We start from the raw sequence: 23760 nt of genomic DNA on the forward strand, positions 1-23760 counted from the left end.
ACTGCTGCTGTTGGTCATGCTCCTCGGTGTGACACCCACCACCGTCGCCGCTGCCGGGGAAACCCCGCTGGCACCGGCTCAGCCAACCCAGGGGGCCAGCAGCGAACAGGTGGTGGTGGAGGTGTTGCGCCTGAAGGTGCCGGCCGCCGATCGCGAGCCCTGGCTGGAGGCGGAGCGGCAGAGCTGGGAGCCGTGGTTGCGCCGGCAGAGCGGTTTTCTTGAGCGGCGGATCTACTGGGATGCCGCCGGCGAAGAGGGGCTTCTGCTGATCCACTGGGCCAGCCGCCGCCAGTGGCAGGGCATCGCCGACGCCGAGGTGCAACGGGTCCAGCAGCGCTTCGACGAACTGGCGCGGCAGGGGACCGGCCGCAGCGACCCCCATCCCTTTCCCCTGCTGTTCAGCGCTGAACTGATCCCCCAATGACCACGCCCGAGCCCCTGGCGCGGCTGGATCTGGGGCGGCGCCAGCGGCTGGGGATGGTGGAGGCGGTCTGGGGCGAAAGCAAAGACATCGATCAGATCGTGACGATCCTCGAGCGCCTGCACGAGGCCGGCGAACTGGCCCTGGTGACCCGGGTGGCTGAGGGGAAGGCGGCGGCCATTCAGGAGTGGCTGCAGCGCCAGAGGCCCCAGCTTGCCGGCGAGCTGCAGCACCACGGCCAGGCCCGCTGCCTCACCAGCGGCCCCATCCCCGCCGCGGATCCGGCCCTGGGCCTGGTGCAGGTGCTCTGCGGCGGCACCAGCGATCTGCCCGTGGCCCACGAGGCCCAGCTGGCCCTGCGCTGCCATGGGGTGACCACCGAGCTGGTGGTGGATGTGGGCGTGGCCGGTCTGCACAGGCTGCTGGATCAGCTGCCGCGACTGCGCAGCGCCCGGGTGCTGATCGCCTGCGCCGGCATGGAAGGCGCCCTGCCCACGGTGCTGGCCGGACTGCTGCCCCAGCCGGTGATCGGCGTTCCGGTGTCGGTGGGCTACGGCGTGAGTGCCGGTGGGGTGGCGGCCCTGAACGGGATGCTCGCCAGCTGCGCCCCTGGACTCAGTGTGGTGAACATCGACAATGGCTATGGGGCCGCCATGGCGGCCCTGCGCATCCTGCTGGCCCTCAGAGGTGCTGCAGCTGCGGATAGGCCGTGAGCAGCTCCTCGGTGCTGAGCACTTCCCCCTTGCCCTCGGGCTGCCAGATCACCTCAAGGGCGATCAGGTCGCTGACCGAGACCGCCCCGATCACGCCGAGGGCATCCCGCAGACCGTCGGCGCTGGTGAAGGGCTTGAGCGGGATGCGGCCCCGGCTGGCCACCAGCAGGGTGACCGCGATGAAGTCGCTGGCCGCATCGGTGGGTCCACTGGCGGCCGCTTCATCCTGGAAGCGCTGACCACGCACGTTGGAGGTGACCTCACTGCGCAGCTTGCTGCGCTCGGTCATCGAGAGGCGGTTGAAGGTGGATTCAGCCGTGGCGAAGGGGACCTGGCCCAGTTCGCTGTTGGCGTAGACCCAGAGCTCGGGCTGGCGCAGCAGGGAGAGGCTGGTCTCCTGGAGCAGCCGCTGCAGGCCGGCGCTGCCGGTGGTGTCTGCCGTGGCGGCCAGGCGGCGCAGATCGTCCTGGAGCTCCCGGGCGGAGGCCAGCAGGCCCACCTGCAGCTGGGCGATGGTGACCGGACCGTCGGCGCGGGGAGCCGCGGCCAGACGGCCACCCTCCCCGCCGGTCATGGAACCGCCAGCGCCGCGCAGGGCGTTGACGAGAAAACCGGCGATCGCCATCAGGATCAGGAAGCCGAACAGCCCCCCACCGCCGAATCCGAAGATGGGGATCAGGAAGGGGAAGCCGATCCCGCCGCCGTACCCACCGCGATAACCGCCACCGCCGTAGCCGCCCCGGTAGCCGCCGCCACCGCCGCTGTAGCTGCGGGGCATGGAGGGCGCTGAGCGGAAGCTGCCGCCGCCGATGCGCCCGCCGCGGGCCGCCCAGCTGGGCGACGGCGACGAGAGCAGCAGCAACCCACAGACCAGCAGGGGCATCAGAGCCACCATGGTCAGCCGGCGCAGCCTCAGGAAGGCGATCGGGAAGGGACGAGGGGACACAGGTGTCACCCGAAGCAAGTGCGCCGAATCTAGGAACCACCCCCCACGATGGTGACCACCTCGAGTACGGCGTCCTCGCCAACGGCCTGCTCAGCCCAGGCGGTGCGGGGCAGAATCACACCGTTGAACTCCACCACCACCAGCCGCGGTTCATAGCCGAAGTGCCGCAGCACCTCCAGCAGATGCAGGCCTGAGGGGCAGGGGCGCGCTTCCCCGTTGAGCTGGATCGTGACGCCGCCGCCGGCCCTGCTGGTGTCGCTCATGCCTCCTCCTGCAGGGCCTCGAGCAGCTCGCGGCTGGCCCTGTGCGGATCTTCAGCCTCAATGATCGCCCGCACCACCGCCACCCGCCGACCGCCGGCCGAGAGCACTGGCGGCAGGGTGGTGGACTCGAGTCCGCCGATGGCGAAGAACGGAATCGGGCTTTCAGCAGCCGCCTGGCTCACGTAGGCCAGACCCACGGGGTCGCGCCCCGGCTTGGTGGGGGTGGCGTTGATGGGGCCGACACCCACGTAGTCGCAGCCATCGGCCACCGCCTGGCGCAACTGCTCGATCCGCTGGGTGCTGCGGCCGATCAGGCGATCGGGGCCCAGCAGGCGCCGCGCCTCGGCGGGGGGCAGATCCCCCTGGCCCAGGTGCACCCCATCGGCCTGCACCGCCAGAGCCAGATCGACCCGGTCGTTGACGATGAACAACGCGCCATAGCGGGAGCAGAGCTGACGGAGGGCGCGGGCCTCCTGCCAGCGCTGCAGGTCGTCGGCCTCCTTGGCGCGGTACTGAACCAGGCGCACCCCCGCCTCCAGGGCCGCGGTCACGGTTGCAAGCAGGCGGGGCGACGGGCTGGTGATCAGGTACAGATGGCAGCGCAGCAGCTGGTCGCGGCGGCCGGCGGCGGCGCCGCAGGCCCGCATCAGATCCACCTCCAGGTCGTAGAGGGCGTAGCGGATCGCGGCGGCCTCAGTCGCCAGCTGAGGATCATGGCCGCGACCGAACTCCTCCAGCACCCGCAGGGCCTCCTGGGCCCGGCCGGCGTTGGCAGCCACCACCTGCACCGGTTGCTGCCGCTCGCTCTGGGCGGGATGGGCCAGGCCGGCGCCCCCGTCGCTGGCGGTGTGGCGGGCGGCCTTGTAAGCGGCGCGGTGGCAGCGACCCAGGCGCTGGCGCAGGTCCTTGAGGCGGGCCACCAGGTCCTGGCGATCGAGGCCGAAGCGGCACCAGTCTTCCAGCACCCGCAGACCTTCGCGGGCGCGATCGAGGTTGGCGTCGAGCAGGCGCAGCACGGCCGGCTCAGGCGTCGTCGGGGCGGCATTCACGGGATCGGAACCTGCGTAAGGTGGGGCCGACTCCAGGGCAGACGGCAATGGATTTCGGTGGCGGTGACAGCCCGATGCTGGTGCTGATCTCAGGAATTCTGCTGCTCGGAGGGATTGCCGCCTTCATCGGCTGGGGCCTGAGCAACGCCTACACCCCCTGAAGCTTCAGGTCCGAGCAGGCTGCGGGCCAGGGATGCGTCCACGCCGATCTGCCGGCTGAGCTCCTCGAGGCCGGCGAACCGTTGCTGGCGGCGCAGCAGCTGCACCGGCTCCACCTCCAGATCACGGCCCACCAGCTCAAGCTCCCGGTCGAGCAGGTGAACCTCCACCGCCGAGGGGGCCAGGGGATCCACTGTGGGCTGGGGGCCCAGGTTCATCACCGCCGCCATGGCTTCACCGCAGGGCAGCAGCGCCTCCCCCCCACCGGCCGGCGTGAGGCGGCGCACCCGGGCGGCATAGACCCCCTCCAGGGGCAGAAACTTGCGGCCATCCACCTGCAGATTCGCCGTGGGCCAGCTGAGCTGCCGGCCCAGCCCCCGCCCGCGCACCACCCGGCCACTGAAGCGGTAGGGACGCTCCAGCAGACGGTTGGCCTCATCGATGGCCCCCGCAGCCAGGGCCCGGCGGATCCTGCTGCTGCTGATCCGCTCGGCCCCGTCCCAGAGCATCGGGGAAACCAGCACCCGCAGGCCATGGCGGCGACCGATCTCCCGCAGGCTGGCGGTGTCACCGACCCGGTCGTGGCCAAAGCGGAAGTTCTCACCCACGGCTACCTCCCTGGCCTGGAGCTCCCCCACCAGCACCTGCTCCACGAACGCCTCAGGGCTGAGCAGGGAGAGGTCGCGGGTGAAGGGCACCAGCACCAGCTGGCGGATGCCGTAGGGCTCCAGCAGCGCCAGCTTCTCGCCGGGGAGATCGAGGCGCAGGCGGGGCTCGCCGTAGAGCAGCTCCCGGGGGTGGGGCCAGAAACTCACCACCGTGGGAATCAGTCCCGGTGCCGGGGCACTGGCGACGGCGGCGATCACCCGGCGGTGCCCCTGGTGCAGGCCATCGAAGCTGCCCAGGGCGACGGCCGTGGGCCGCATGGCGTCCTGGGGGGATCGCAGGGGAATCAAGGAATCGGACGCAGCCCGGCTTGGATTCCATCCTTCCATGTGGGTTCCGGCCATGCGGGTTCCGGCCCTGCGCGACGGGCCATGGCAAGTTTGGGACGCTCCACCAACGGTTCCGCGCTGCGATGGCTGACCGCCTTGATCTCCAGCTGGTCTCCGCGGCCCTGCGCCGGGTGGGCTGGATCCGCTTCTGGACCCAGATGTCGCTGGGGGTGGTGGTGGTGGGCGTGCTGCTGTTCAACAACATCGGCGGGCGCCTGGCCGCCAACACCGCCCGCTCCATGGGCCTGGGTCCCGGGCTGTCGCTCACCACTCTGTCGTTCTTCCTTCTGCTCTGGTGCATCTGGCAGAGCTGGCTGGTGGTGCGCTGCGGCCGGGCCCTGGCCAGCCCGGCCCGGCCCAGCCGTGGGGAAACCAGCCGCCTGATCAAGCGGGGTGTTCTGGCCGATCTGGCCGGGCTGACCCTGGCGGCCGTGGGCTATCAGGCCCTGGCCGGCAGCCTGTTCGTTCAGGCCTCGATGCAGGTGCCCGGTTTCTTCGGCGCCCAGCTGGCCGTGCCGCCCGGCACCCGGGGCGGCCTGGTGGGTCTGCCGATCACCTCGATCGAGATGCTCTCGGTGCTGAGCAACACCCAGGTGCTCTTCGCCCATCTGATCGGCCTGTGGTTCAGCCTCTGGCTGCTGCAGCGGGTTCACCGCCCCAACTGAACCGGCAGCGCCTCGAGGCCACCTCGCCAGAACAGTTCCGGCTGCAGAGGCGTCAGGGCCGCGCCGCCGGCTTGGATCTGGGCCACGTCCGTGGGCCAGTCGCGGGGGCCGGCGGTGGCGGAAGCGAGGTCATCGACCACTTCGCCGGCCAGCCAGTAGTAGGTGCGCCCGCGCGGGTCGGTGCGCTGATCGAACTGGTCGCGGTAGCGGCGCACCGCCGGGCGGCACCAGCGCAGCGATCCGATCCGCTCCAGGGGCAGGGCCGGCACGTTGAGGTTGAGCAACAGACCCTCCGGCCAGGCCCCGGCCAGGGCCGCTTCCGCCACGTCGAGGGCAAGCACGGCGGCCGGGCCGAACTGGCGCCAGTCGAAGCAGGCGCTGCTCACCGCCAGGGAAGGCAGCCCCTCGAGGGTGCCCTCCATCGCCGCCGAGACCGTGCCGGAATAGAAGACGTCACTGCCGAGGTTGGGGCCGTGGTTGATGCCCGAGAGCACCAGGTCGGGCGGCGTGCTCAGCAGCCGACCGAGGGCGAGCTTGACGCAGTCGGAGGGGGTGCCGCTGCAGGCCCAGGCGATCACGCCCTCCGCGAAGAGCCGATCGGCCCGCTCCGCCCGCAGAGGGGTCTGCATGGTGAGGCCATGGCCGGTGGCGGAGCGTTCCTGATCCGGGCAGACCACCGTGACCGCATGGCCTCGGCCCACCGCCTCGGCCGCCAGGGTCTGAATGCCCTCGGCGAACACCCCGTCGTCGTTGCTGATCAGGATCCGCAGGTTGGACATCGGGACCGGCAGGGGCAGGGACGCAGGCGGCAACTTAGGCAGGTTCCCTCCGTACAGTCGATCGCCACCGCCACCGTTCCGTGAGCGCCACGATCAGCCTGCAGCAGCTCACCGACCAGCTCGACGCCCTTGAAGCCGAAGCGGCGGCCTCGATCGCCGCGGCCGGTGACACCGCTGAGCTGGAGGGGCTGCGGGTGGGGCTGCTGGGCAAGAAGGGCCGCCTCTCAGCGGTGCTGGGTGCCATGGGCAAGCTCGACGCGAGCGAACGCCCGCTGGTGGGTCAGCGGGCCAACGGGCTCAAGGAGCAGGTGCAGGCGCTGATGAGCCGGCGGCTGGAGGGGCTGCGCTCCGCCGCCATGGCCGAGAAGCTGGCGGCGGAACGCCACGATGTGACTGCCCCGAGCCGCTATGTGCCGGTGGGGCATCGCCACCCACTGATCCGCACGATCGAGGAAATCGTCGACATCTTCGCCGGACTCGGCTACCGGGTGGAGGAGGGTCCGGAGGCGGAAACCGACCATTACAACTTCACCGCCCTGAACATCCCCCCGCACCATCCGGCCCGGGACATGCAGGACACCTTCTATCTGCCCGGCGAACGGCTGCTGCGCACCCACACCTCACCCGTGCAGATCCGCCACCTGGAGAGCAATCCGCCGCCGGTGCGGATCGTGGCGCCAGGTCGGGTGTACAGGCGGGATGCGGTGGATGCCACCCACTCGCCGGTGTTCCATCAGGTGGAGGTGCTGGCGATCGATGAAGGGCTGGATTTCAGCCACCTGCGCGGCACCGTGACCACCTTCCTGCAGCAGTTCTTCGGCGATCTGCCGGTGCGTTTCCGGGCCAGCTACTTCCCCTTCACCGAGCCTTCGGCCGAGGTGGACGTGCAATGGCGCGGGCGCTGGCTGGAGGTGATGGGCTGCGGCATGGTGGATCCGGCGGTGCTGGAGGGGCTGGGGCTCGATCCCGAGCGCTGGAGTGGTTTCGCCGCCGGGCTGGGGGTGGAGCGCTTCTGCATGGTGCGCCACGGCATCGACGACATCCGCCGGCTGTTCACCAGCGACCTGCGCTTCCTGGAACAGTTCTGATGGCAATCAGGCCGCGGCCGGAAGGCTCCCCATAAACTCGACGGGTTCCTGCTTCCGACCGGTGCCCTGCGTCGGACTGATCGTCAACGACGGCAAAGATCTGGCCGTCAAGACGGCCGATGTGATTCAGAGCCGCCTGGAGGCGGCCGGCAGCGGCGTGCTCAGGGTCAGCAGCTCCGGCGGGATGGTGGGGTTCGCCAATCCCGACCAGCACCTGCGCAGCCGTGGCTACAGCGCCTGCGTGCCAGACAGCTTTCACCCTGAGATGAGCCTGGCGGTGGTGCTGGGCGGCGACGGCACTGTGCTCTCCGCCGCCCGTCAGACCGCGCCGATCGGCGTGCCGATCCTGACGATCAACACCGGCCACCTGGGCTTCCTGGCCGAGGCCTACCTGAGCGAGCTCGATGGGGCCATGGATCAGCTGCTCAACGACCGCTGGAGCGTCGAAGAGCGCACCATGCTGGTGGTGAGCGTGATGCGAGGCGAGCAGCGGCGCTGGGAGGTGCTCTGCCTCAACGAGATGGCCCTGCACCGGGAACCGCTCACCAGCATGTGCCATTTCGAGATCGCCATCGGTCGCCACGTGCCCGTGGACATCTCGGCCGATGGGGTGATCCTCTCGACCCCCACCGGATCCACCGCCTATGCCCTCAGCGCCGGCGGACCGGTGATCACTCCCGACTGCCCTGTGCTGCAACTCACCCCGATCGCGCCCCACTCCCTCGCCTCCCGCGCCCTGGTCTTCAGCGACCAGGAACCGGTGACGGTGTTTCCGGCCACCCCCGAGCGGCTGATGATGGTGGTCGATGGCAGCGCCGGCTGTTACGTGTGGCCGGAAGACCGGGTGCTGATCCGCCGCAGCCCTCACCCGGCCCGCTTCGTGCGACTGCAGGACCACGAGTTCTTCCAGGTGCTGCGCAACAAGCTGGGCTGGGGTCTGCCCCATGTGGCCAAACCCGACAACGGTGAGTTCGGCAGCCGTGATGACCCCGGAGTGGGAGCAGGCCCGTGAGCGGCCCCCTGATCCTGCTGGTGGGGGAGGAAGCGGAAGCCATGGCACCCCGCCTGGAGGCCTCCGGGTACCGCACAGCCCCGGTGGGGGCCCTGCCCGATCCACCCGCCGCGGTGCTGGTGTCGGGTGCCGACGGTGTGGCCACCATTCCGGCCCTGCGCATGATTCTGGAAGACGTGCCGATCCTGCTCGATCTGGTCAGCGACAGCGTCGAGGCGCGCTCCCGCTGCTTCAGCTCCGGCGCCGATGACTTCTGGCTCTCCAGCGCCGGCGGCAGCGATCTGCTGATGCGCCTGCGCCTGCTCCTGCAGATCCGCGGCGAGAGGCACGGCGAGGTGCCGCCGCTGCAGCTGGCTGACCTGCGCCTGGATCCAACCAGTCGGGAAGTGCGTCGTGGGCGGCGCCTGCTGGCGCTCACCGCACGGGAGTACCACCTGCTGCTGAGCCTGATGCGTCAGCCCGGCATGGTGCTCAGCCGGGAGCAGATCCTCGCCGAGGTGTGGCAGGACCAGCGGGGGGCCGCCAGCAATGTGGTGGAGGTGTACATCCGCTACCTGCGCCAGAAACTGGAGGAGCATGGGGAGAAGCGCCTGATCCACACGGTCCGCGGCCAGGGCTACTGCCTGTGCGAGCGTGCCCCCCGCCCGGAGCGTCCCGCCCCATGACCTTCTCCAGGCTGCTTCCACCCCTGGGCGCGCTGCTGGGGGCCGTGGCTGTGGCTGTGGCCGCCCCCCGGCCGCTCGCTCGTGCCGTGCCAACCCAGTCGCCCCCCCAGGTGCTGCCCCTGGAGGCGGAGTGGTGCCTGGAGGGAAGCGGCGGTTGCATCCAGCTGGAGGTGCCCAGAACCGAGCGTCAGTTCAGCCTCGGCCTGATGCAGCGCCCGCCGCTGGGTCCCCTGCGGGGCATGTGGTTCCGCTTCGATCCCCCCCAGCCGGCACGCTTCTGGATGCATCGCACCATCAGCCCGCTCGACATGATCTTCCTGCGCGAGGGCCGGGTGATCGCCATCGAAGCCGCAGCCCAGCCCTGCCCGCGTCTGCCCTGCCGCAGCTACGGCCCCAGGGAACCCTCCGATGGGGTGGTGGAGCTGGATGCCGGCGAGGCGGCGCGGCTGGGCATCGCCGTGGGCTCACCGGCGCCGATCGTCTGGCTCAGGCCACGCGACACCCCTTGAGCACCAGCACCGGATTGAGCGGCGCCAGGCGGGTGCCCTCGGCCAGGGGAACCCCGCGCCAGGACTGATGCTGACTCACCGCCACGGCCAGGCCGGAGCGCTCCAGCAGAGGCCGCAGCTCCGCCAGGGCCTCCAGGGTGGCCAGTGGAATCACGACAACCCCACGGGGCCGCAACCGCTCCAGCACCGCCGCCAGCACGGCAACCCGCCCACGGCCGCCGCCGCCGATCACCACCCGATCGGGGTCGGGAAAGACGCTGAGCGCCTCCGGGGCCCGGCCCTCGTGGATCGCCGCCGGCCGCACACCCAGGCGCCCGGCATTGGCGGCAATCAGGCCCGCCGAGCCGCCCCGCTGCTCCAGGAACCAGCCCTGGAGGTCTGGCCTCAACCTCAGGGCCTCCAGGCCGATGGAGCCCACGCCGGCACCGATGTCCCAGAGCACACCGGCGGCGGGCAGCTCCAGGTCAGCGAGCAACTGGATGCGCACCTCCCGCTTGGTCATCAGGCCGGGGCGATCCGCGTGCTGCAGGAACAGGCCATCCTCCAGACCGAACCGCGGCAGGGCAGCTGGATCGGACGGGGGTGCCGGCGGCTCGGCGATCAGAAGGACGAGATGGAGCGGATCCAGATCTGCCGGCAGCTCAGCGCCAGGCGCCAGCCTGAGCACCCGCTCCTGGGGATGCCCCAGCCGCTCGCACAGCCAGAGGGCATAGGCCTGCTCGAGGCCCGAGGCCCGCAGGATGCGCCGCACCTCCTCGGCGCCGCCGCGGCCCGGGTCGGTGAGCACGGCCAGGGCGGAAGGACGCTTCTGCAGGGTGGCGGCCAGGGGGTCGGGGTCGCGGCCGTGCAGGCTGATCCAACTGGCGTCCTGCCAGGGACGGCCAAGGCGGGCGAAGGCCAGCTGCAGGCTTGAGGGGGAGGGATGAAAGCGCAGGCACCCCGGGGGGAAGCGATCGAGCAGCAGCCGGCCGATGCCGAACCAGAGCGGATCACCGCTGGCGAGCAGCACCACCGCCTGCTGCGCGGCCAGGGCGCTCTCCAGCAGGGGAAAGAGCTGGTCAGGGCGATCACTGGCGATCAGCTGCGGCGCCTCCGTCTCAGCCGCCAGGGCCTGGCGCAGACCCGGCAGCAGCCGGGCTGGTGCGGCCACCAGATCCGCCTGACGCACCAGAGCCGAGGCCGCCGGCGGGAGCGAGGCCAGTCCGGCGGCGTCGGTGCCGATCACCTCGAGGAGGTGCTGCTGGAGAGGGTCGTGCACGGGGCGATTCCGCTGCGGCAGCTGGCCTGGCCTCGCCATGATGCCCGCGAGTCGAGGCCCCCATGGCAGCACCCGAGCCCCCCTCCCGCCGCCAGCGCGTGCATGAGCTGGCCCTGGCCCTGCTGGCGGGCCAGCCTGAGATCGAACTTCTCAGCCCTGAAGCCACAGGGGGTGGCGGTGAGGAGGCCGGCCTCTGGCTGGAGCGGAACCGGCGGGTGGTGCAGCGTTACCAGGCCGTGGTGCGCTCGGCGATCACCCTCGATGCCCTGATCGAGCAGGAAGTGGGCGCTGGCACCGGCCAGCTCTGACAAGCTGGCCCCAACTCGATGAGCACCATGGCTGCGTTCGGCCTGTCCGCCCTCTCCTCGCTGCTGCGCAGGCCCGGAGCAGGTCGGCCCGCCCAGGCCCCACCAGCCAGCTGGCAGCGGCCGATCGGCCAGGGTTGGGAGGATCCCTACACGGTGCGATACGCCAGCAACCTCGACGACGGCCCCAACCACGGGGCCCCGCTCGGGGGATTCGGTGCCGGCTGCATCGGCCGCGGACCCGACGGCAGCTTCAACCTCTGGAACCTCGATGGGGGCGAGCACTGGTTCGGGGTCCTGCCCGACTGCCAGTTCGCCCTGTTCGAGCACGACGGAGAGGCGAGCCGGGCCAGGGCGCTGGCCCGGGCCCCGGAGCGCGACGACTCCAGGCCTGACGCCGGCGAGCCCCCCCTGGGCCACTGGCAGTGGCTGGGCGGGGAGAGCAGCGGCAGCTACGCCGCCCGCTATCCCCTCCACTGGTTCGACTACCGGGCCGACTTCCGCGCCGAGGTCAGCTGCGAGGCCTTCAGCCCCATCCTCCCCGGCGACTACCAGCGCACCAGCTACCCGGTGGCCGTGTTCCGCTGGCGGCTGGCCAATCCCACCAGAGCGCCCCTGGATCTCTCGCTGCTGCTGAGCTGGCGCAACACCATCGGCTGGTTCACCAACACCGATCCCAGCGCAGCCGTCACCTTCCGCGACGACGGCAGCCCCGAGCACAACTACCTGCCGGCGATCGGCCGGGGAGCAGGCCAGCGCAACCGCTGGATCGATGCAGCCGGCCTCAAGGGCGTGCTGCTGGAGGGTGCCCCCGGCCAGCCCATCCGCGAAGGGGAGGGCCAGTGGTGCCTGGCGGTGCCCGATCAGCTCGAGGGGGTGGAGGTGATGCGCTGCAGCCGCTGGGATCCCAGTGGCAACGGCGCCGAGATCTGGGAGTCGTTCTGCCGCGACGGCTCGATTCCCGACAGCAACAACGACCGGCGCAGCACCGGCAGCGAACAGGCCAGCGCCGCGATCGCCCTGCGGCTGAGGCTCGAGCCTGGCGCCGAGATCGAGCTGCCGGTGGTGATCAGCTGGGACCTGCCGGTGACGGCCTTCGCCACGGGCAGCTCGGCACTGCGCCGCTACACGGATTTCTTCGGGGCCACGGGCACCAACGCCGCGGCCATCGCCGCGGAGGCCCTGGGCGAGTGGCGCCAGTGGCGGAAGGCGATCGAAACCTGGCAGCGACCGGTGCTGGAGCGCAGCGATCTGCCCGAGGCCATTCGCATGGCGCTGTTCAATGAGCTCTACGACCTCTGCAGCGGTGGCAGCCTCTGGACGGCCGCCGGCCCCACCGATCCGGTGGGGCGCTTCGGGGTGCTGGAGTGCTTCGACTACGCCTGGTACGAAAGCCTCGACGTGCGGCTGTATGGCGCGTTCGCCCTGCTGCAGCTCTGGCCGGAACTCGAGAAGGCAGTGCTGCGCAGCTTCGCCCGTGCCATTCCCGCCGCTGATGCCACCCCTCGGCCGATCGGCTGGTATTTCACCCAGGGGCGGGGCCGGGTGGAAGCCGCCCGCAAGGTCGGCGGCGCCACCCCCCACGACCTGGGCGCCCCGAATGAGCGGCCGTTCGAGGCCACCAACTACACCGCCTATCAGGACTGCAACCTCTGGAAGGACCTGGCCTCCGACTTCGTGCTGCAGGTCTGGCGGTTGTTCCGTCGGTCTCCCTCGGGAGAAGACCTGCGCTTCCTGGCCGACTGCTGGCCGGCGGTGGTGGAGGCCCTGCGCTACCTCAAGCAGTTCGACGTCAACGATGACGGGCTGCCCGACAACGGCGGCGCCCCCGACCAGACCTTCGACGACTGGCCGCTGCAGGGGGTGAGCGCCTACTGCGGCGCCCTCTGGATCGCGGCCCTGGAGGCGGCCCTGGCCATGGCCCAGCGGCTGCAGCTGGACCTCGGCCTCGACACCGGCGCCGAGCAGCGGGAATTCGGCAGCTGGCTGGAGCCCTCACGGGCGAATTTCGATCGGCTGCTCTGGAACGGTGAGTACTACCGGATCGATGCCGGCAGCGGCACGCCGGTGGTGATGGCCGACCAGCTCTGCGGCGACTTCTACGCCCGGCTGCTGGGACTGCCTCCTGTGGTGAGCGACGAGCGGGCCCTTTCGTCGCTGGCGGCCATCCGTGAGGCCTGCTTCGAGCGCTTCGAGGGGGGGCGGCTGGGGGTGGCCAACGGCCTGCGCCGCGACGGCACGCCGCTCGACCCCAACGGCACCCATCCGCTGGAGGTATGGACCGGCATCAATTTCGGCCTGGCGGCCTACTACCGGCTGATGGGCCAGACGGAAACCGCCCTGGCGATCACCGGCGCGGTGGTGGGCCAGGTGTATGCGGGGGGGCTGCAGTTCCGCACACCCGAGGCGATCACGGCGGTGGGCACCTTCAGGGCCTGCCATTACCTGCGGGCGATGGCGATCTGGGCCCTCTGGGCCACCCACACCGATTGGCGGCCGATCCCTGGCGCCGAACGTGAACCATGAGCTCGCTGATCCGCCGCACGGGCCGGCTGCTGCTGGCCCTCACCCTGGTGCTGGGGAGCCTTCTGACCTGGCCCACCGGGCCAGCCCTGGCTCAGCTGCACGCGCACCCCAGCGAAACCGGCAGCCCGGTGCTGCGCAGCCTGGTGAGCCTGCGCGATCTGGATGACCAGGCCTGGCAGCTGGTGGCCTTCCGCGACGGACCGCCCGGGGCTCCGCTGCTGCTGCGGGTGGTGGGCTACCCCGGCAAGGTGCGGCTCGATCACCCCACCGCACTGGAGGTGAGCTCCGGTCCCTTCCAGTGGCAGCTGGAGGATCTGACCCTGGAAAGCCCAGCCCTGGGCAACGACGGCCGCGCTGCCGCCGCCGAATTCGATCTGGCCCCCTTGCTGGCGGAACTGAACCAGAATCGTCCGTTGCGGCTTCGGCTGCCGGGGGTGTTCACCGAGCTGCCGGTGCCACCGTTCGTGGTGGCCGAGTGGCGCAGCCTGGAGACAACCCCGACGTGAGCGGGGAGCACCCCTGGGGCGGCTGGATGGAGCGGGCCCTGGCCCTGGCCGCCCTGGGCCAGGGGCGCACCAGCCCCAACCCCCTGGTGGGCGCCCTGGTGCTCGATGCCTCCGGAGTGCTGGTGGGGGAGGGCTTCCACGCCGCCGCCGGACAGCCCCACGCGGAAGTGGGGGCCCTGGCCCAGGCGGCGGACCGGGCCCGGGGGGGCACGTTGGTGGTGACCCTGGAGCCCTGCTGCCACCACGGCCGCACGCCCCCCTGCAGCGAAGCCGTGATCGCCGCCGGGATCCGGCGGGTGATCGTGGCGATGGAGGACCCCGATCCACGGGTGGCGGGGCAGGGCCTCGAGGCCTTGCGCCGGACGGGTGTGGAGGTGCTGGCGGGGGTGCGCCAGCGCGAAGCCCTGAGCCTGAACGCCGCCTTCTGCCACCGGCAGCGCACGGGGCGACCGCTGGGGATCCTGAAGTGGGCGATGAGCGTGGACGGACGCACGGCCCTGCCCAACGGAGCCAGCCAGTGGATCAGCGGCCCAGGCTCCCGGGAGTGGGTGCACCGGCAGCGGGCCGGCTGCGATGCGGTGATCGTGGGGGGCGGCACCCTGCGCGCCGATGATCCCCTGCTCACCAGCCGTGGCCAGCGGGCGATCGAGCCGCTGCGGGTGGTGATCAGCCGGGAGCTGAAGCTGCCGGAGCGGGCCCGCTTGTGGAATCAGGCCACGGCCTGCACCCTGGTGGCCCATGGGCCGGAAGCGCCGGAGCACGGGCGCCGCCTGCTGGATCGGCTGGGTGTGGAGCGCCTGGAGCTGGCGCGCTGTGAACCGCTGGAGCTGATGGAGGCCCTGGCCCTCAGAGGCTGCAACCAGGTGCTGTGGGAATGCGGACCGACCCTGGCCGCCGCCTCCCTGCGCCAGGGCTGCGTGCAGCGGGTGGCCGCCGTGATCGCCCCGAAGCTGCTGGGGGGTGATGCCGCGCGCACGCCGCTGGGGGATCTGCAGCTGAGTTCGATGGCCATGGTCGCCCCCTGGGGGGAGCGGGGGCTCAGCCGCTCGGGCGCCGATCTGATCTGGGAGCTGAACGGGCCCCACGATTGAGGGGGCTGGACGACCGTCCCTAGATTCCGGCCATGCTCAACCCTCTCCAGCTGCGCCTGCTCTGCCACGGGGCCCGTGGCGATCTCCAAGCCTCCAGGGGGCGGCAGCAGAAGCTGACCCAGCCATGAGCCTGAGTTTCGCGGAACTTCAGCGCCAGTTGCGGCCGGAATGGGGCGAGTTCCACCCCGGCAGCGACCAGACCCATGGCCGCGAGGGCAACAGCGAGGGCTGGGATCTGCTGGTGGTGCCTTCGCTCAGCCTCGATCATCACCAGATCGCCCTGGTGACCGGCGCCCACCACTACGAGGAACGGCAGCTCTTCTCGCTGATCCGCCTGCGTGATCCGGGCGTTAGGGCGGTGTACCTCACCAGCAAGCTGCTGCCGGAGCTGGTGGTGGATGCGGTGCTGGAGCTGCTGCCGGGAGTGCCGGCCTCCCACGCCCGCCGGCGCCTGCATCTGTTCGACACCGACGACGCCTCCGCCCGCTCACTCACGGAAAAACTGCTGGAGCGGCCGGCGTTGCTGGGGCGCATCCGCGAGCGGCTGCGGCCCGGGCGCAGCTTCATGACCTGCTTCAACGTGACCGAGCAGGAGAAGCGGCTGTCGGAGCGGTTGCAGGTGCCGCTGCTGGGCACCGATCCCGCCCTGATGCACTGGGGCGGCAAAGCCGGCAGCCGTGAACTGTTCCGCCGCTGCGATGTGCCCCATCCGCCCGGCAGCCCCCTGGTGCATGACCTCGAGGCCCTGGCCGATGCCACAGCCGAGCTGTGGGAAGCCCACCCCGAGCTGAGCCGGGTGGTGGTGAAGCTGGATCAGGGCTTCAGCGGCGAAGGCAACGCCCCCCTGGAGCTGGAACCCCTGCAGCTGGAGCAGCTCAGCGGCCGCGAGCGCCGAACGAGTCTGCGGGAAGCGCTCGAGACCCTGGCGATGCCTCCGCCCCAGTGGCGCCAGTTGCTGCAGGAGCAGGGGGCGCTGGTGGAGGCCTGGCTGCAGGGGGGCGAGGAGCTGGCATCACCGAGCGTGCAGGGGATGATCCACCCGGGCGGGGCGGTGGAAGTGCTCTCCACCCACGAGCAGGTGCTGGGCGGCGTGAGTGGCCAGACCTACCTGGGCTGCCGCTTTCCCGCTGAGCAGACCTACCGCGCCGAGCTGATGCGCCATGGGCTGGCGGTGGGTCAGGCGCTGGCGGCAGAGGGTGCTCTGGAGCGCTATGCGGTGGATTTCGTGGCGCGCCGCTTCGGGGACCGCTGGGATCTGCAGGCGATCGAGGTGAACCTGCGCAAGGGCGGCACCACCCATCCCTACATGGCCCTGCGTTACGCCACCAACGGCCGCATCGATGCGGCCAGCGGCCTGTTCCGCTCCCCCACCGGCCAGCCCCTCTATTACGCCGCCACCGACAACCTCTGCGACCCGAGGTTGCGGGGCCTGCTGCCGGTGGATCTGATCGACCTTGTGGCCGCCGCCGGCCTGCACTTCGATCCGGCCGAACTGCACGGCAGCGTGTTCCACCTGCTGGGCTGCCTCTCGGAATTCGGCAAGCTGGGCATGACCTGCATCGGCCGAAGTCCCGAGGAAGCCGGGCGCATCTACGCGGCCACGGCGGAACGTCTGATTGCGGGGGCCGAGGGGCTGCGGGGGTGAGGGCGCCGGGGGCCACTCGAGCAGCCGTTCAGCCCGTGAAAGAGGATGACACCCATGCTGATCCAAGCAGGATCTCAAAGCCAGCTGAAATCCCCCTGATTCGAAACGCCTGTGTCATTCTCCTTTCAGCTCACCAAATACCAGAAGCAATCCAGGACCTTCAACCATGCCAACAGCACTGATCTTTCACGACGTTGAAGATGGCACCCAATGGGCCGAGGCCTGGAAGAGCGGACCGGGCAGTCGGCATGAGATGTTCGAAAAGATCGGGATCAAGTGCCGAACCTTCCGCAACCCCAACAACCCGAAGGCAACAGGAATCATGGCCGAGATCCCCGATATGGCCAAGTTCCATGAATTGCTCCAATCCGCAGAGGGCCAGCGAGCGATGAAGGACGACGGGCTGAAGGTTGAAACGATGCGGATGCTGATCGAATTCACCCCATGACCCATCGCTGAACACACGGCCCGCAACGCCTCCCCCCATGCAGGTCAGAATGGGACTCCACTTCTGCCCACTGCCATGGAAGCCCGTTGGAACGACGCGGTGATCGCCACCAGTGACGACATTGTCAAGCTGGAAGGCAACGCCTACTTCCCCCCCGAAGCGCTGGTGGGGGAGCACCTCCGGCCTTCCTCACACCGGAGCGTGTGTGGCTGGAAGGGCGAAGCCCACTACTACGACGTGGTGGTGGGGGATCAGGTCAACGCCAATGCCGCCTGGTTCTACCCCGAGCCCAAGCAGGCCGCCAGTGAGATCAAGGGTCGTGTGGCCTTCTGGAAGGGTGTGCGGGTGAGCTGAGGCGATGACACTCACCTTCACTCCGATTCACATCTTCCGGGAAACACCGGCGGTCACCTTCTACGACACCAGCGTGGCCGGCAGCACCGCCAGTGATGTGGTGCTGCACCATGGCCCCGCTTTCTCACCTCCCGACGACGGGGAGTTCCAGCAGTTCTACGTGCACCACCACCAGGTCGATCACAACCTGGTGGTGCTGGGCAGCCGCACCTTCACCGTGCTCAACCCGAGCTGGGATCAGCCCCACCATGTGGTGCACCTGGAGCGGGCGATGGGGGCCCTGGAGCTGCCGATCGGCACCTACCACCGCTCGGTGTCAGGGGTGGAGGGCAGCCTGGTGTTCAACCAGCCGGAGCGCCACAAGACATTCGACGTGGCCAGCGAATTCAAGCCGGTGAGCCTGCGCGAGCGCGACGACCTGCGCCAGCTGCTGACAGTCCCCCCCTGGGTGTGGTGCTGGCGTGATGGGCGCATCTGCCACGAGGAACCCTGAGCTCCGGAGTCTGGCGCCGACTCACACCGGCGCCGACTCCTGAAGGGGCAGACCGTTGGCGCCGTAGGCACGCTCCAGCACCAGCTCCCGGCCCGGCTGGGGCCGCCAGCAGAGCCTCACCGCCAAGGGATCGCCGAAGCGTCGCTCCAGGGCCGTGCTGAGGGTGAGGTCGGGGGTGAGCTGCCAGCAGCCGAGGCCCGAGCCTTCGGCGGCTGGAAGGATCGCAGCCCGCAGGGGCGGCGCAGGCGCAGGATCCACCACCCCCGGTCGCGCCTCCACCACCACCACAACGCTCTCGAGCCGCTCGGCACCGTGGCGCACCACCACCCGCCGCCGGCGCTCGCCGTCCACCAGGCACAGCTCCATCACCGCCGGCCAGGGGCCGGTCCTGTCGGGTCCGAGGCTCCAGTGCCCCTCGGGGGTGATCGCCATCAGGGCCGGCGGTTCGGCGAAGCGCATCGTGGCCACATGGCCGGTGTGCAGGTAGGTGAGGGCCGCTTCGATCTGGCCATCGGCCTCGTGCACGTGCAGGTGAGTGCCGAAGCGTTCGCTCTCGTGCCCCTGGCCATCAAGGCGGATGAAGCTGCCCTCCCAGTGGCCGGAATTGCGCCCCAGCAGGGTGGTTCGGCGGACATCGCTGGACACGGGCTGGAGGCAGGCTCTCGGATGCCGATGCTGGCAGCTGGATGGGCTAGGGCGTGGCTGACGGCTCGGATGTCAGCTCGGATGGCAACTGGGTGGGCCCCTCCTCCTTGCCCCAGCCCAGGATCATGCCGGTGATCGGAATCGCCAGGAACACCCCCAGCAGACCCGCCAGCCGCTCGCCGATGAACAGGGCGAAGAACAGCACCACCGGCCGGATCTCCAGGGCACGGCCCATCACCCGGGGATGCACCAGGTTGTCCTGGATCTGCTGCAGAACCACCGAGGCGATCACCACCTGCAGGGCCAGCCACTGACCCTGGGTCAGGAACACCAGGGAGCTGGCCAGGATCACCCCGAGGGTGGCGCCGATGCCGGGGATGGCATCAAGCACCCCCACCAAGATCGCCAGCACCAGGGAGAACTTCACCCCCAACAGGGCGAACACCAGCAAGCTGGCCACGCTGAGGAAGATCATCAGGGTGATCTGGCCGCGCAGAAACCCCAGGACGTTCTTCTGGACGCTGCGATCGAAGCGTTCACGCACATTTTCCGGCAGCAGACGCAGGGCCTGGGACCAGGTGGTGCCGTTGTCGATCAGCATGTACGCCACGATCACCAGCAGAAACACCCCGCCGAAGACGTTGGTGAAGGCGCCACCGATCACCCCCAGGCCGGTGCCGAGGCTGGAGCGCAGCAGCTCCAGCACTGCGGGATCTCGATCGTCTTCAGGTAGTTGTGAAAGGGGAGATCGGGGCGTTGCAACCCCAGCACAAGGTCATTGAGCAGGCTGCTGCCCTGGTTGATCAACTGGAACCCGAGCACCGCCACAAACACGCTGGCCACAGCCAGGCCGCCCAGCAGGGTGAGCAGGATCGCCAGGGCCCTGCTGCAACCCAGACGCACCAGCCGCCGCACGGGATAGTCGAGCAGCACCGCCAGCACCGCCGCCGCAATGAACAGGGTGAGCACCGCCCGGAAATAGTCGATCAGCTGCACCACCGCCCAGCCGCAGGCCAGCAGCAGCAGGAAGCGCAGCAGCGCGGAGTGGTTGAGCCGCTGCCAGGCCTGGCCGGTGGGGTCGTTCATGGAGCTGGGGGGCGACGGGGGGGAATCCGGCTGCAAAAGAGCGGATTCGCTTAAGACTGAAGCAGCGTGGAGCCGAAGCCTCTGCCTAGGGTAGGGGTCCGTGTAAACAGAGTCCCTGAACGCCACTGCCCTGCTCGAGACGCCTGCGCCTGAGCCGAACTCCAGCCCAGCCGTCCCCGGCATCCGCTACGCGGACTTCGTGCTCAAGCCCTACATGCGCAGCGATGACCGCCTGGCGTCCTGGCAGATCCTGAGCACGGTGGGGTCCTATCTGCTGCTCTGGGTGATCACGGTGGTCGCAGCCCGTCAGTCGCTCTGGCTCACCCCTCCCCTGCTGGTGGTGCTGGTGCTGCTCTCGGGCCGTTGCTTCTCCCTGATGCACGACTGCGGGCACTATTCCCTGTTCAGCTCGAAACGCGTGAACCGCGCCGTGGGCTTTCTGCTGGGCGTGATCAATGCCATCCCCCAGTACCCCTGGTCGCAGGGGCATGCCTTTCATCACAAACACAACGGCAACTGGGATCTTTACCGCGGTCCCTCCGCCCTGATCAGCCTGGAGCACTACGAGCAGCTCAGCCCGCGGGGCCAGTGGGTGTACCGGCTGCTGCGCCACCCGCTGATGCTGTTCCCGGGCGGCTTCTTCTACCTGGTGATCAAACCCAGGCTGGCCCTGCTGCTGGGATCAGCCCAGTTCCTGGGCCATGCCGCCTCAAGCCTTCGCGCCGACTGGCGCACCCCGGTGCCCCAGCTGGTGATGTCGTTTCAATCACGCCATTGGTACAGCGGGGCTGAATTCATCGATCTGCTGCTCAACAACATCTGCGTGATCGCCAGCTGGGTGCTGCTCTGTCACTGGATCGGCGCCGGGCTGTTCTGGAGCCTCTACGCGCTGGTGATGGCCGCCTCGGCGGCCCTGTTCATCTGCATCTTCTTCGTGCAGCACAACTTCGTAGGCTCCTACGCCCACCGCAGCGAGGGCTGGGACCCGCTCGAAGGGGCGATCGCCGGCACCAGCCTGCTGGTGCTGCCGGGGATCCTGAACTGGTTCACCGCCGACATCGGCTGCCACAACATCCACCACCTCTGCGAGCGGATCCCCAACTACCACCTGCGGGCCTGCCAGGAGCGCAATGCCGCCCTGCTGAGCGGGGCCAGGCGCCTGACCATCGCGGACATCCCCCATTGCTTCCAGTACGTGCTCTGGAACCGCGAAGGGGAAAGCCTGCAGGCCATCCCCACCGCCATGGCCTGAGGGGCCCTTAAAAAAGCTGTGGCATCCCTGGGCCGAAGCCGACACCAGCGATAAGTTCAGCCGATCCCCCCGCACAGGACCCGTCATGGGCATGGGTGAACTGTTCCTCGAGAGCCTCTCCACCGGTGTGATCACCGAAGAGGAGATCAGCTGGGTGGCGGCTCAGCAGAGTGCCTTCAACCGCCAGGAGGAAGCGGCAGCCCTGAAACTGGGCCGCCTGCTCGACGCCGGCCGGATCCAGATCGGCTGCCGCGTACCCCCCGCCTCGGCAGCCTGATCGGCCAGCATTAGATCAGCTCAGGATGGGCCGGATCCCCCTTGAACGGGCCCTGCACACGGGATGTAATCCAGCCCCCGTAGAAGCCTCCCGGCTGGGGAATCACCGCTTCCCCATCCAGCCAGCAGCCATCCATCAGCGCCGGGTAGACCGCAAACCAGCCGGCGAGGGCCGCAAAGGCCGGCGTGGGCTGCGGGTAGGACCACACCGCCCGCGCAAGGCGGCGCTCCCCCACCACCACGTCGTAGTAGTGGGCCAGGCCCTTCCACTCACAGAAGCTGCGCCCGGAGGCCGGCTGCAGCAGCTCCAGCCGCACATCCTCCGGTGGCAGGTAATGGGTGGGGGGATGGAAGGTCTCGAGCACCCGCAGCGAGCGGCGGGATTCCGCCAGCCGTTCCCCCAGGGCCCGCACCTCAACCAGGGCCCCGCTGGCCACGAGCGCCGGGGGACGTGGATAGTCACAGGCCCGCTCCCGCTCCAGACCGTTCCACGGTTCTGTGCTCCCCATTCGCTGGCCCCGACCACGACAATGGTCAGCATGGCCAACCCCTCCCCCGTTCGGCAGCGTCGAGGTCTGGATCGCCTCCTGACCCGCCTCGGCGGCACCGCAGTGATTCCCCTGCTGATCCTCTCGGTGGCCTGGAGCCAGGAACTGATCGATCAGGTCGTCTTTGGGGGGCGATGGAACCTTCCCATGCTCCCGGGGGGGTCGTTCCTGGGGGTCCTCACCGCACCGTTCAGCCATGGGGATCTGGGCCATCTGCTGGGGAACAGCCTCTGGTTCCTGCCGCTGTCCTGGCTGGTGCTGCTCAAGAGCTGGCACGATTACCTGGCTGTCTGGGTGGGGGTGTACCTGATGGCGATCCCGGTGTGGCTGTTCTCCAGCAATGGAAGCCATGGGCTCTCAGGAGTGGTCTTCGCCCTGGTGGGCTACCTGGTGGTGATCGGGTTCCTGGAGCGGCGGCCCCTGCCCCTGCTGCTCTCACTGTTCAGCCTGGTGAGCTATGGCGGTTTCCTGCCGGGCCTGCTGCCCTTCTTCACCCCGGCCGGGGTGAGCTGGGTGGGCCACCTGAGCGGCTTCGCCGGTGGGGTGCTCGCGGCCCTGGCCGTTTACCGGGAACCGGCGCAGGCGGCCCGGAGATGAGGCGCTGATGTCCTGCCCCCGCTGCGGAAGCTGGGAAGTTCGGCGCGACCGCAGCCTGGCCGGTCGCATGGTCTGTGGCCGCTGCAGCCTGCCGCTTGGGCCGGGCGCCAGCCCGGGTACCGGTGGATCGCGCCGCCTCAACCTGCTGCAGGGTGGCCGGGGCCAGCGACGGCACTGGCTGCTGCCCATGGCCTTGCTGCTGGGCCTCGGCGCCCTTCTGGCCTGGCTGAGCGAGCAGCCGCAGCCGAGTCGAGCTCCCTACGGCCAGGAGCGAGTGCGCTGAGGGCAGGGCCGTCAGCCGGGAATGAACGTGCGCAGGCGGCGGGCTTCGAGGCCGGCACGCTGCTGCAGCTCCACGTCGCTCAGCTGGGCCTCCTCCCGCTGCTGGGCGGCGAGCACATCACGCTCCTCGAGGGGGAACCCCTCGTGGCGCGCCAGCTGCAGGAAGGCCTCCAGGTCGAGCGGCTGCTGCAGGCGCTCCTGCAGGGGAGCTGAGCAGCGGGCGTGGAGCAGGAAGGCATCCAGATGCTCAAGGCTCACGGGAAGGGATCCAGGTGACCTCCGTACTAGCCCAACCTGGGGCCCATCGGCGAATTCAGGCGCCAGGCGGGCCATCGGAGTCCTTCCCGGCGGCGTTGCCTGCGGCATAGCGCCCGATCAGCAATCCCATCACCACGGCGATGTAGATCGGGCCGATCACGCTGAAAGCCACGGCACTCATCTGGGAGAGCGGCGTGGTGGCCAGCACGTCACCGAAGCCCACCGTGCTCAGGCAGACGAAGGCGAAGTAGTTGAGGAGGGTGAAATCCAGCCGCTTCACCAGGGCGCTGGACTGGCTGATCGGGCCGGTGTGGAACAGCGGCGATTCGGGATGGTGCAGGCTGATGAAACTATCTGGCTGGATCGTCTCCAGCCCCGTGAACAGCAGACCGGCGGTGAGGCCCAGCAGCAGATAGCCCGAGATGGCCCCCATCAGCACCTGTCCGTTCACCTGCTGTTCCTCGGCGAGAAATCCCACCAGACGCAGCACGCTCCAGCCTGCGAACAGGGTGGTGAGCACGAACATGGGCCAGCCGCTTTCACGGTGCCCCAAGGGGGTCAGGAACCAGAACCACTGGGCCAGCAGAGCAGCCAGGCCGAGCAGCCGAAAAGGACGATCCAGGGGATTGCGCTTGCCGCCATGACGGATCGAACCCTCCAGTTCCACCATCAGCAACAGGGTGGCCAGGCTATAGCCGATCTCGACCGGGGTATGGAGGGTCCTGGGCAGGGCCAGGCAGACCATCACGAACACGGTCACCAGCAGCAGGTGCCGGTAGAAGCGATGACGGCGCCGCAGGCGTGACTCGCTGGAATGGCTGGCGCGGAAAGGAAAGCGCAAGGGAATCAGCGGAGCTGGCGAAGAGAGGTGATCAGGCAGGGATCCAGTGCTGCATTGTGACGAAGGCCAGGAGCTGAGCCAGCCC

Annotated in this window: 31 protein-coding genes; 19 read left to right on the forward strand and 12 right to left on the reverse strand. The window is 69.6% G+C overall.

Translation table 11 applies throughout. The features are described 5' to 3' along the window. Positions 1-16: 16 nt before the first annotated feature. Both KQ297_RS07910 and larB read left to right on the forward strand, forming a co-directional pair. Positions 17-424: a TIGR03792 family protein gene (locus KQ297_RS07910; RefSeq protein ID WP_259738972.1), complete on the forward strand. Its 408-nt coding sequence runs from the start codon at positions 17-19 to the stop codon at positions 422-424. Continuing rightward, positions 421-1134, forward strand: coding sequence for a nickel pincer cofactor biosynthesis protein LarB (larB, locus tag KQ297_RS07915; RefSeq protein WP_259738937.1), 714 nt, complete (start codon positions 421-423; stop codon positions 1132-1134). The genes KQ297_RS07910 and larB overlap by 4 nt, the downstream gene beginning before the upstream one ends. On the opposite strand, the gene KQ297_RS07920 is transcribed toward larB, so the two are convergent. The 4 genes from KQ297_RS07920 to KQ297_RS07935 form a co-directional block, all read right to left on the reverse strand. Then, complete coding sequence (locus KQ297_RS07920) at positions 1103-2029, reverse strand: DUF1517 domain-containing protein (RefSeq protein ID WP_259738973.1); 927 nt, start codon at positions 2027-2029, stop codon at positions 1103-1105. The genes larB and KQ297_RS07920 overlap by 32 nt on opposite strands. Positions 2030-2109: 80 nt before the next feature. Further along, entirely contained in the window at positions 2110-2343 is a 234-nt protein-coding gene (gene thiS, locus KQ297_RS07925; protein WP_259738938.1) for a sulfur carrier protein ThiS, read from the reverse strand. Further along, positions 2340-3392 carry a thiamine phosphate synthase gene (locus KQ297_RS07930; protein ID WP_259738939.1) on the reverse strand — a complete coding sequence of 351 codons (1053 nt, stop codon included), beginning with the start codon at positions 3390-3392 and terminating at the stop codon, positions 2340-2342. Before KQ297_RS07930 ends, thiS begins: the two co-directional genes overlap by 4 nt. An 89-nt stretch (positions 3393-3481) precedes the next feature. Then, positions 3482-4507, reverse strand: a complete 1026-nt coding sequence (locus KQ297_RS07935; RefSeq protein WP_259738940.1) for a bifunctional riboflavin kinase/FAD synthetase — start codon at positions 4505-4507, stop codon at positions 3482-3484. 122 nt (positions 4508-4629) lie between these two features. Between KQ297_RS07935 and KQ297_RS07940 the strand changes: the two genes are divergently transcribed. Further along, entirely contained in the window at positions 4630-5211 is a 582-nt protein-coding gene (locus KQ297_RS07940; RefSeq protein ID WP_259738941.1) for a DUF3611 family protein, read from the forward strand. Here the strand turns inward: KQ297_RS07940 and surE are convergent. Beyond that, on the reverse strand, positions 5196-5990 hold the full coding sequence (surE, locus tag KQ297_RS07945; RefSeq protein WP_259738942.1) for a 5'/3'-nucleotidase SurE: 795 nt from the start codon (positions 5988-5990) through the stop codon (positions 5196-5198). The genes KQ297_RS07940 and surE overlap by 16 nt on opposite strands. 80 nt (positions 5991-6070) lie before the next feature. On the opposite strand from surE, the gene pheS reads away from it, so the two are divergent. The 4 genes from pheS (at position 6071) to KQ297_RS07965 (ending at position 9264) form a co-directional block, all read left to right on the forward strand. Then, complete coding sequence (pheS, locus tag KQ297_RS07950) at positions 6071-7078, forward strand: phenylalanine--tRNA ligase subunit alpha (protein WP_259738943.1); 1008 nt, start codon at positions 6071-6073, stop codon at positions 7076-7078. A 61-nt stretch (positions 7079-7139) separates the two neighbouring features. Then, positions 7140-8090 (forward strand): NAD(+) kinase, encoded by a 951-nt coding sequence (locus KQ297_RS07955; RefSeq protein ID WP_259738944.1) that lies wholly within the window; start codon positions 7140-7142, stop codon positions 8088-8090. Further along, the gene (locus KQ297_RS07960; RefSeq protein WP_259738945.1) at positions 8087-8755 is read left to right on the forward strand and encodes a winged-helix domain-containing protein; all 669 of its coding nucleotides are present in this window, start codon (positions 8087-8089) and stop codon (positions 8753-8755) included. Before KQ297_RS07955 ends, KQ297_RS07960 begins: the two co-directional genes overlap by 4 nt. Continuing rightward, positions 8752-9264 (forward strand): DUF192 domain-containing protein, encoded by a 513-nt coding sequence (locus KQ297_RS07965; RefSeq protein ID WP_259738946.1) that lies wholly within the window; start codon positions 8752-8754, stop codon positions 9262-9264. Before KQ297_RS07960 ends, KQ297_RS07965 begins: the two co-directional genes overlap by 4 nt. Here the strand turns inward: KQ297_RS07965 and cbiE are convergent. Then, on the reverse strand, positions 9242-10522 hold the full coding sequence (gene cbiE / locus KQ297_RS07970) for a precorrin-6y C5,15-methyltransferase (decarboxylating) subunit CbiE (RefSeq protein WP_259738947.1): 1281 nt from the start codon (positions 10520-10522) through the stop codon (positions 9242-9244). The two genes, KQ297_RS07965 and cbiE, sit on opposite strands and share 23 nt — an antisense overlap. A 62-nt stretch (positions 10523-10584) precedes the next feature. Here cbiE and KQ297_RS07975 point away from each other — a divergent pair, with 62 nt between their 5' ends. From KQ297_RS07975 to KQ297_RS08010, 8 genes are all read left to right on the forward strand, one after another. Then, positions 10585-10830: a hypothetical protein gene (locus tag KQ297_RS07975; RefSeq protein ID WP_185464955.1), complete on the forward strand. Its 246-nt coding sequence runs from the start codon at positions 10585-10587 to the stop codon at positions 10828-10830. 27 nt (positions 10831-10857) lie between these two features. Beyond that, positions 10858-13353: a GH116 family glycosyl hydrolase gene (locus KQ297_RS07980; RefSeq protein WP_259738974.1), complete on the forward strand. Its 2496-nt coding sequence runs from the start codon at positions 10858-10860 to the stop codon at positions 13351-13353. Continuing rightward, positions 13350-13859: a DUF3122 domain-containing protein gene (locus tag KQ297_RS07985; protein WP_259738948.1), complete on the forward strand. Its 510-nt coding sequence runs from the start codon at positions 13350-13352 to the stop codon at positions 13857-13859. Before KQ297_RS07980 ends, KQ297_RS07985 begins: the two co-directional genes overlap by 4 nt. 26 nt (positions 13860-13885) lie before the next feature. After that, positions 13886-14950 carry a bifunctional diaminohydroxyphosphoribosylaminopyrimidine deaminase/5-amino-6-(5-phosphoribosylamino)uracil reductase RibD gene (ribD, locus tag KQ297_RS07990; RefSeq protein WP_259738975.1) on the forward strand — a complete coding sequence of 355 codons (1065 nt, stop codon included), beginning with the start codon at positions 13886-13888 and terminating at the stop codon, positions 14948-14950. Between the two features lie 124 nt (positions 14951-15074). Continuing rightward, positions 15075-16595, forward strand: a complete 1521-nt coding sequence (locus KQ297_RS07995) for a peptide ligase PGM1-related protein (RefSeq protein ID WP_259738949.1) — start codon at positions 15075-15077, stop codon at positions 16593-16595. Between the two features lie 166 nt (positions 16596-16761). Next, positions 16762-17043 (forward strand): hypothetical protein, encoded by a 282-nt coding sequence (locus KQ297_RS08000; protein ID WP_259738950.1) that lies wholly within the window; start codon positions 16762-16764, stop codon positions 17041-17043. Positions 17044-17118: 75 nt separating this feature from the next. After that, positions 17119-17397, forward strand: a complete 279-nt coding sequence (locus KQ297_RS08005) for a DUF427 domain-containing protein (protein ID WP_185464959.1) — start codon at positions 17119-17121, stop codon at positions 17395-17397. Positions 17398-17401: 4 nt separating this feature from the next. Further along, a complete protein-coding gene (locus tag KQ297_RS08010; protein WP_259738951.1) occupies positions 17402-17890 on the forward strand; it encodes a hemagglutinin in 489 nt (162 codons plus the stop codon). A 21-nt stretch (positions 17891-17911) separates the two neighbouring features. Here the strand turns inward: KQ297_RS08010 and KQ297_RS08015 are convergent, their stop codons facing one another. Genes KQ297_RS08015 through KQ297_RS08025 form a run of 3 tightly spaced genes read right to left on the reverse strand, consistent with a single transcriptional unit; the run spans position 17912 to position 19621 of the window. Then, positions 17912-18535, reverse strand: coding sequence for a DUF3598 family protein (locus KQ297_RS08015; protein ID WP_259738952.1), 624 nt, complete (start codon positions 18533-18535; stop codon positions 17912-17914). Between the two features lie 46 nt (positions 18536-18581). Beyond that, positions 18582-19241 carry an AI-2E family transporter gene (locus KQ297_RS08020; RefSeq protein ID WP_259738953.1) on the reverse strand — a complete coding sequence of 220 codons (660 nt, stop codon included), beginning with the start codon at positions 19239-19241 and terminating at the stop codon, positions 18582-18584. Then, positions 19196-19621 carry an AI-2E family transporter gene (locus KQ297_RS08025; RefSeq protein WP_259738954.1) on the reverse strand — a complete coding sequence of 142 codons (426 nt, stop codon included), beginning with the start codon at positions 19619-19621 and terminating at the stop codon, positions 19196-19198. The genes KQ297_RS08020 and KQ297_RS08025 overlap by 46 nt, the downstream gene beginning before the upstream one ends. A gap of 214 nt (positions 19622-19835) precedes the next feature. Here KQ297_RS08025 and KQ297_RS08030 point away from each other — a divergent pair, with 214 nt between their 5' ends. After that, positions 19836-20873: a fatty acid desaturase gene (locus tag KQ297_RS08030; protein WP_259738955.1), complete on the forward strand. Its 1038-nt coding sequence runs from the start codon at positions 19836-19838 to the stop codon at positions 20871-20873. A gap of 91 nt (positions 20874-20964) precedes the next feature. Further along, a complete protein-coding gene (locus KQ297_RS08035; protein WP_259738956.1) occupies positions 20965-21150 on the forward strand; it encodes a hypothetical protein in 186 nt (61 codons plus the stop codon). A gap of 10 nt (positions 21151-21160) precedes the next feature. Here the strand turns inward: KQ297_RS08035 and KQ297_RS08040 are convergent, their stop codons facing one another. Then, entirely contained in the window at positions 21161-21658 is a 498-nt protein-coding gene (locus KQ297_RS08040; protein ID WP_259738957.1) for a DUF427 domain-containing protein, read from the reverse strand. A 30-nt stretch (positions 21659-21688) separates the two neighbouring features. On the opposite strand from KQ297_RS08040, the gene KQ297_RS08045 reads away from it, so the two are divergent. Continuing rightward, positions 21689-22294, forward strand: coding sequence for a rhomboid family intramembrane serine protease (locus tag KQ297_RS08045; RefSeq protein WP_259738958.1), 606 nt, complete (start codon positions 21689-21691; stop codon positions 22292-22294). A 7-nt stretch (positions 22295-22301) separates the two neighbouring features. After that, entirely contained in the window at positions 22302-22577 is a 276-nt protein-coding gene (locus KQ297_RS08050) for a transcriptional regulator (protein WP_259738959.1), read from the forward strand. 11 nt (positions 22578-22588) lie between these two features. On the opposite strand, the gene KQ297_RS08055 is transcribed toward KQ297_RS08050, so the two are convergent. Further along, on the reverse strand, positions 22589-22834 hold the full coding sequence (locus KQ297_RS08055) for a Nif11-like leader peptide family RiPP precursor (protein WP_259738960.1): 246 nt from the start codon (positions 22832-22834) through the stop codon (positions 22589-22591). Between the two features lie 55 nt (positions 22835-22889). Then, positions 22890-23675 carry a potassium channel family protein gene (locus KQ297_RS08060; RefSeq protein WP_259738961.1) on the reverse strand — a complete coding sequence of 262 codons (786 nt, stop codon included), beginning with the start codon at positions 23673-23675 and terminating at the stop codon, positions 22890-22892. Positions 23676-23760 lie beyond the last annotated feature (85 nt).

It is taken from the genome of Synechococcus sp. CS-205, from assembly GCF_025128255.1.
In the GTDB taxonomy this organism is placed as follows: domain Bacteria; phylum Cyanobacteriota; class Cyanobacteriia; order PCC-6307; family Cyanobiaceae; genus Regnicoccus_A.

Bases quoted from the DNA above. Each gene is read 5' to 3' on its own strand.
- KQ297_RS07910 (WP_259738972.1), top strand. From the start codon at position 17: ATGCTCCTCGGTGTGACACCCACCACCGTCGCCGCTGCCGGGGAAACC.
- larB (WP_259738937.1), top strand. From the start codon at position 421: ATGACCACGCCCGAGCCCCTGGCGCGGCTGGATCTGGGGCGGCGCCAG.
- KQ297_RS07920 (WP_259738973.1), bottom strand. From the start codon at position 2,029: ATGGTGGCTCTGATGCCCCTGCTGGTCTGTGGGTTGCTGCTGCTCTCG.
- thiS (WP_259738938.1), bottom strand. From the start codon at position 2,343: ATGAGCGACACCAGCAGGGCCGGCGGCGGCGTCACGATCCAGCTCAAC.
- KQ297_RS07940 (WP_259738941.1), top strand. From the start codon at position 4,630: ATGGCTGACCGCCTTGATCTCCAGCTGGTCTCCGCGGCCCTGCGCCGG.
- surE (WP_259738942.1), bottom strand. From the start codon at position 5,990: ATGTCCAACCTGCGGATCCTGATCAGCAACGACGACGGGGTGTTCGCC.
- KQ297_RS07965 (WP_259738946.1), top strand. From the start codon at position 8,752: ATGACCTTCTCCAGGCTGCTTCCACCCCTGGGCGCGCTGCTGGGGGCC.
- KQ297_RS07975 (WP_185464955.1), top strand. From the start codon at position 10,585: ATGGCAGCACCCGAGCCCCCCTCCCGCCGCCAGCGCGTGCATGAGCTG.
- KQ297_RS07980 (WP_259738974.1), top strand. From the start codon at position 10,858: ATGGCTGCGTTCGGCCTGTCCGCCCTCTCCTCGCTGCTGCGCAGGCCC.
- KQ297_RS07985 (WP_259738948.1), top strand. From the start codon at position 13,350: ATGAGCTCGCTGATCCGCCGCACGGGCCGGCTGCTGCTGGCCCTCACC.
- ribD (WP_259738975.1), top strand. From the start codon at position 13,886: ATGGAGCGGGCCCTGGCCCTGGCCGCCCTGGGCCAGGGGCGCACCAGC.
- KQ297_RS07995 (WP_259738949.1), top strand. From the start codon at position 15,075: ATGAGCCTGAGTTTCGCGGAACTTCAGCGCCAGTTGCGGCCGGAATGG.
- KQ297_RS08000 (WP_259738950.1), top strand. From the start codon at position 16,762: ATGCCAACAGCACTGATCTTTCACGACGTTGAAGATGGCACCCAATGG.
- KQ297_RS08005 (WP_185464959.1), top strand. From the start codon at position 17,119: ATGGAAGCCCGTTGGAACGACGCGGTGATCGCCACCAGTGACGACATT.
- KQ297_RS08010 (WP_259738951.1), top strand. From the start codon at position 17,402: ATGACACTCACCTTCACTCCGATTCACATCTTCCGGGAAACACCGGCG.
- KQ297_RS08025 (WP_259738954.1), bottom strand. From the start codon at position 19,621: ATGAACGACCCCACCGGCCAGGCCTGGCAGCGGCTCAACCACTCCGCG.
- KQ297_RS08030 (WP_259738955.1), top strand. From the start codon at position 19,836: ATGCGCAGCGATGACCGCCTGGCGTCCTGGCAGATCCTGAGCACGGTG.
- KQ297_RS08035 (WP_259738956.1), top strand. From the start codon at position 20,965: ATGGGTGAACTGTTCCTCGAGAGCCTCTCCACCGGTGTGATCACCGAA.
- KQ297_RS08040 (WP_259738957.1), bottom strand. From the start codon at position 21,658: ATGGGGAGCACAGAACCGTGGAACGGTCTGGAGCGGGAGCGGGCCTGT.
- KQ297_RS08045 (WP_259738958.1), top strand. From the start codon at position 21,689: ATGGCCAACCCCTCCCCCGTTCGGCAGCGTCGAGGTCTGGATCGCCTC.
- KQ297_RS08050 (WP_259738959.1), top strand. From the start codon at position 22,302: ATGTCCTGCCCCCGCTGCGGAAGCTGGGAAGTTCGGCGCGACCGCAGC.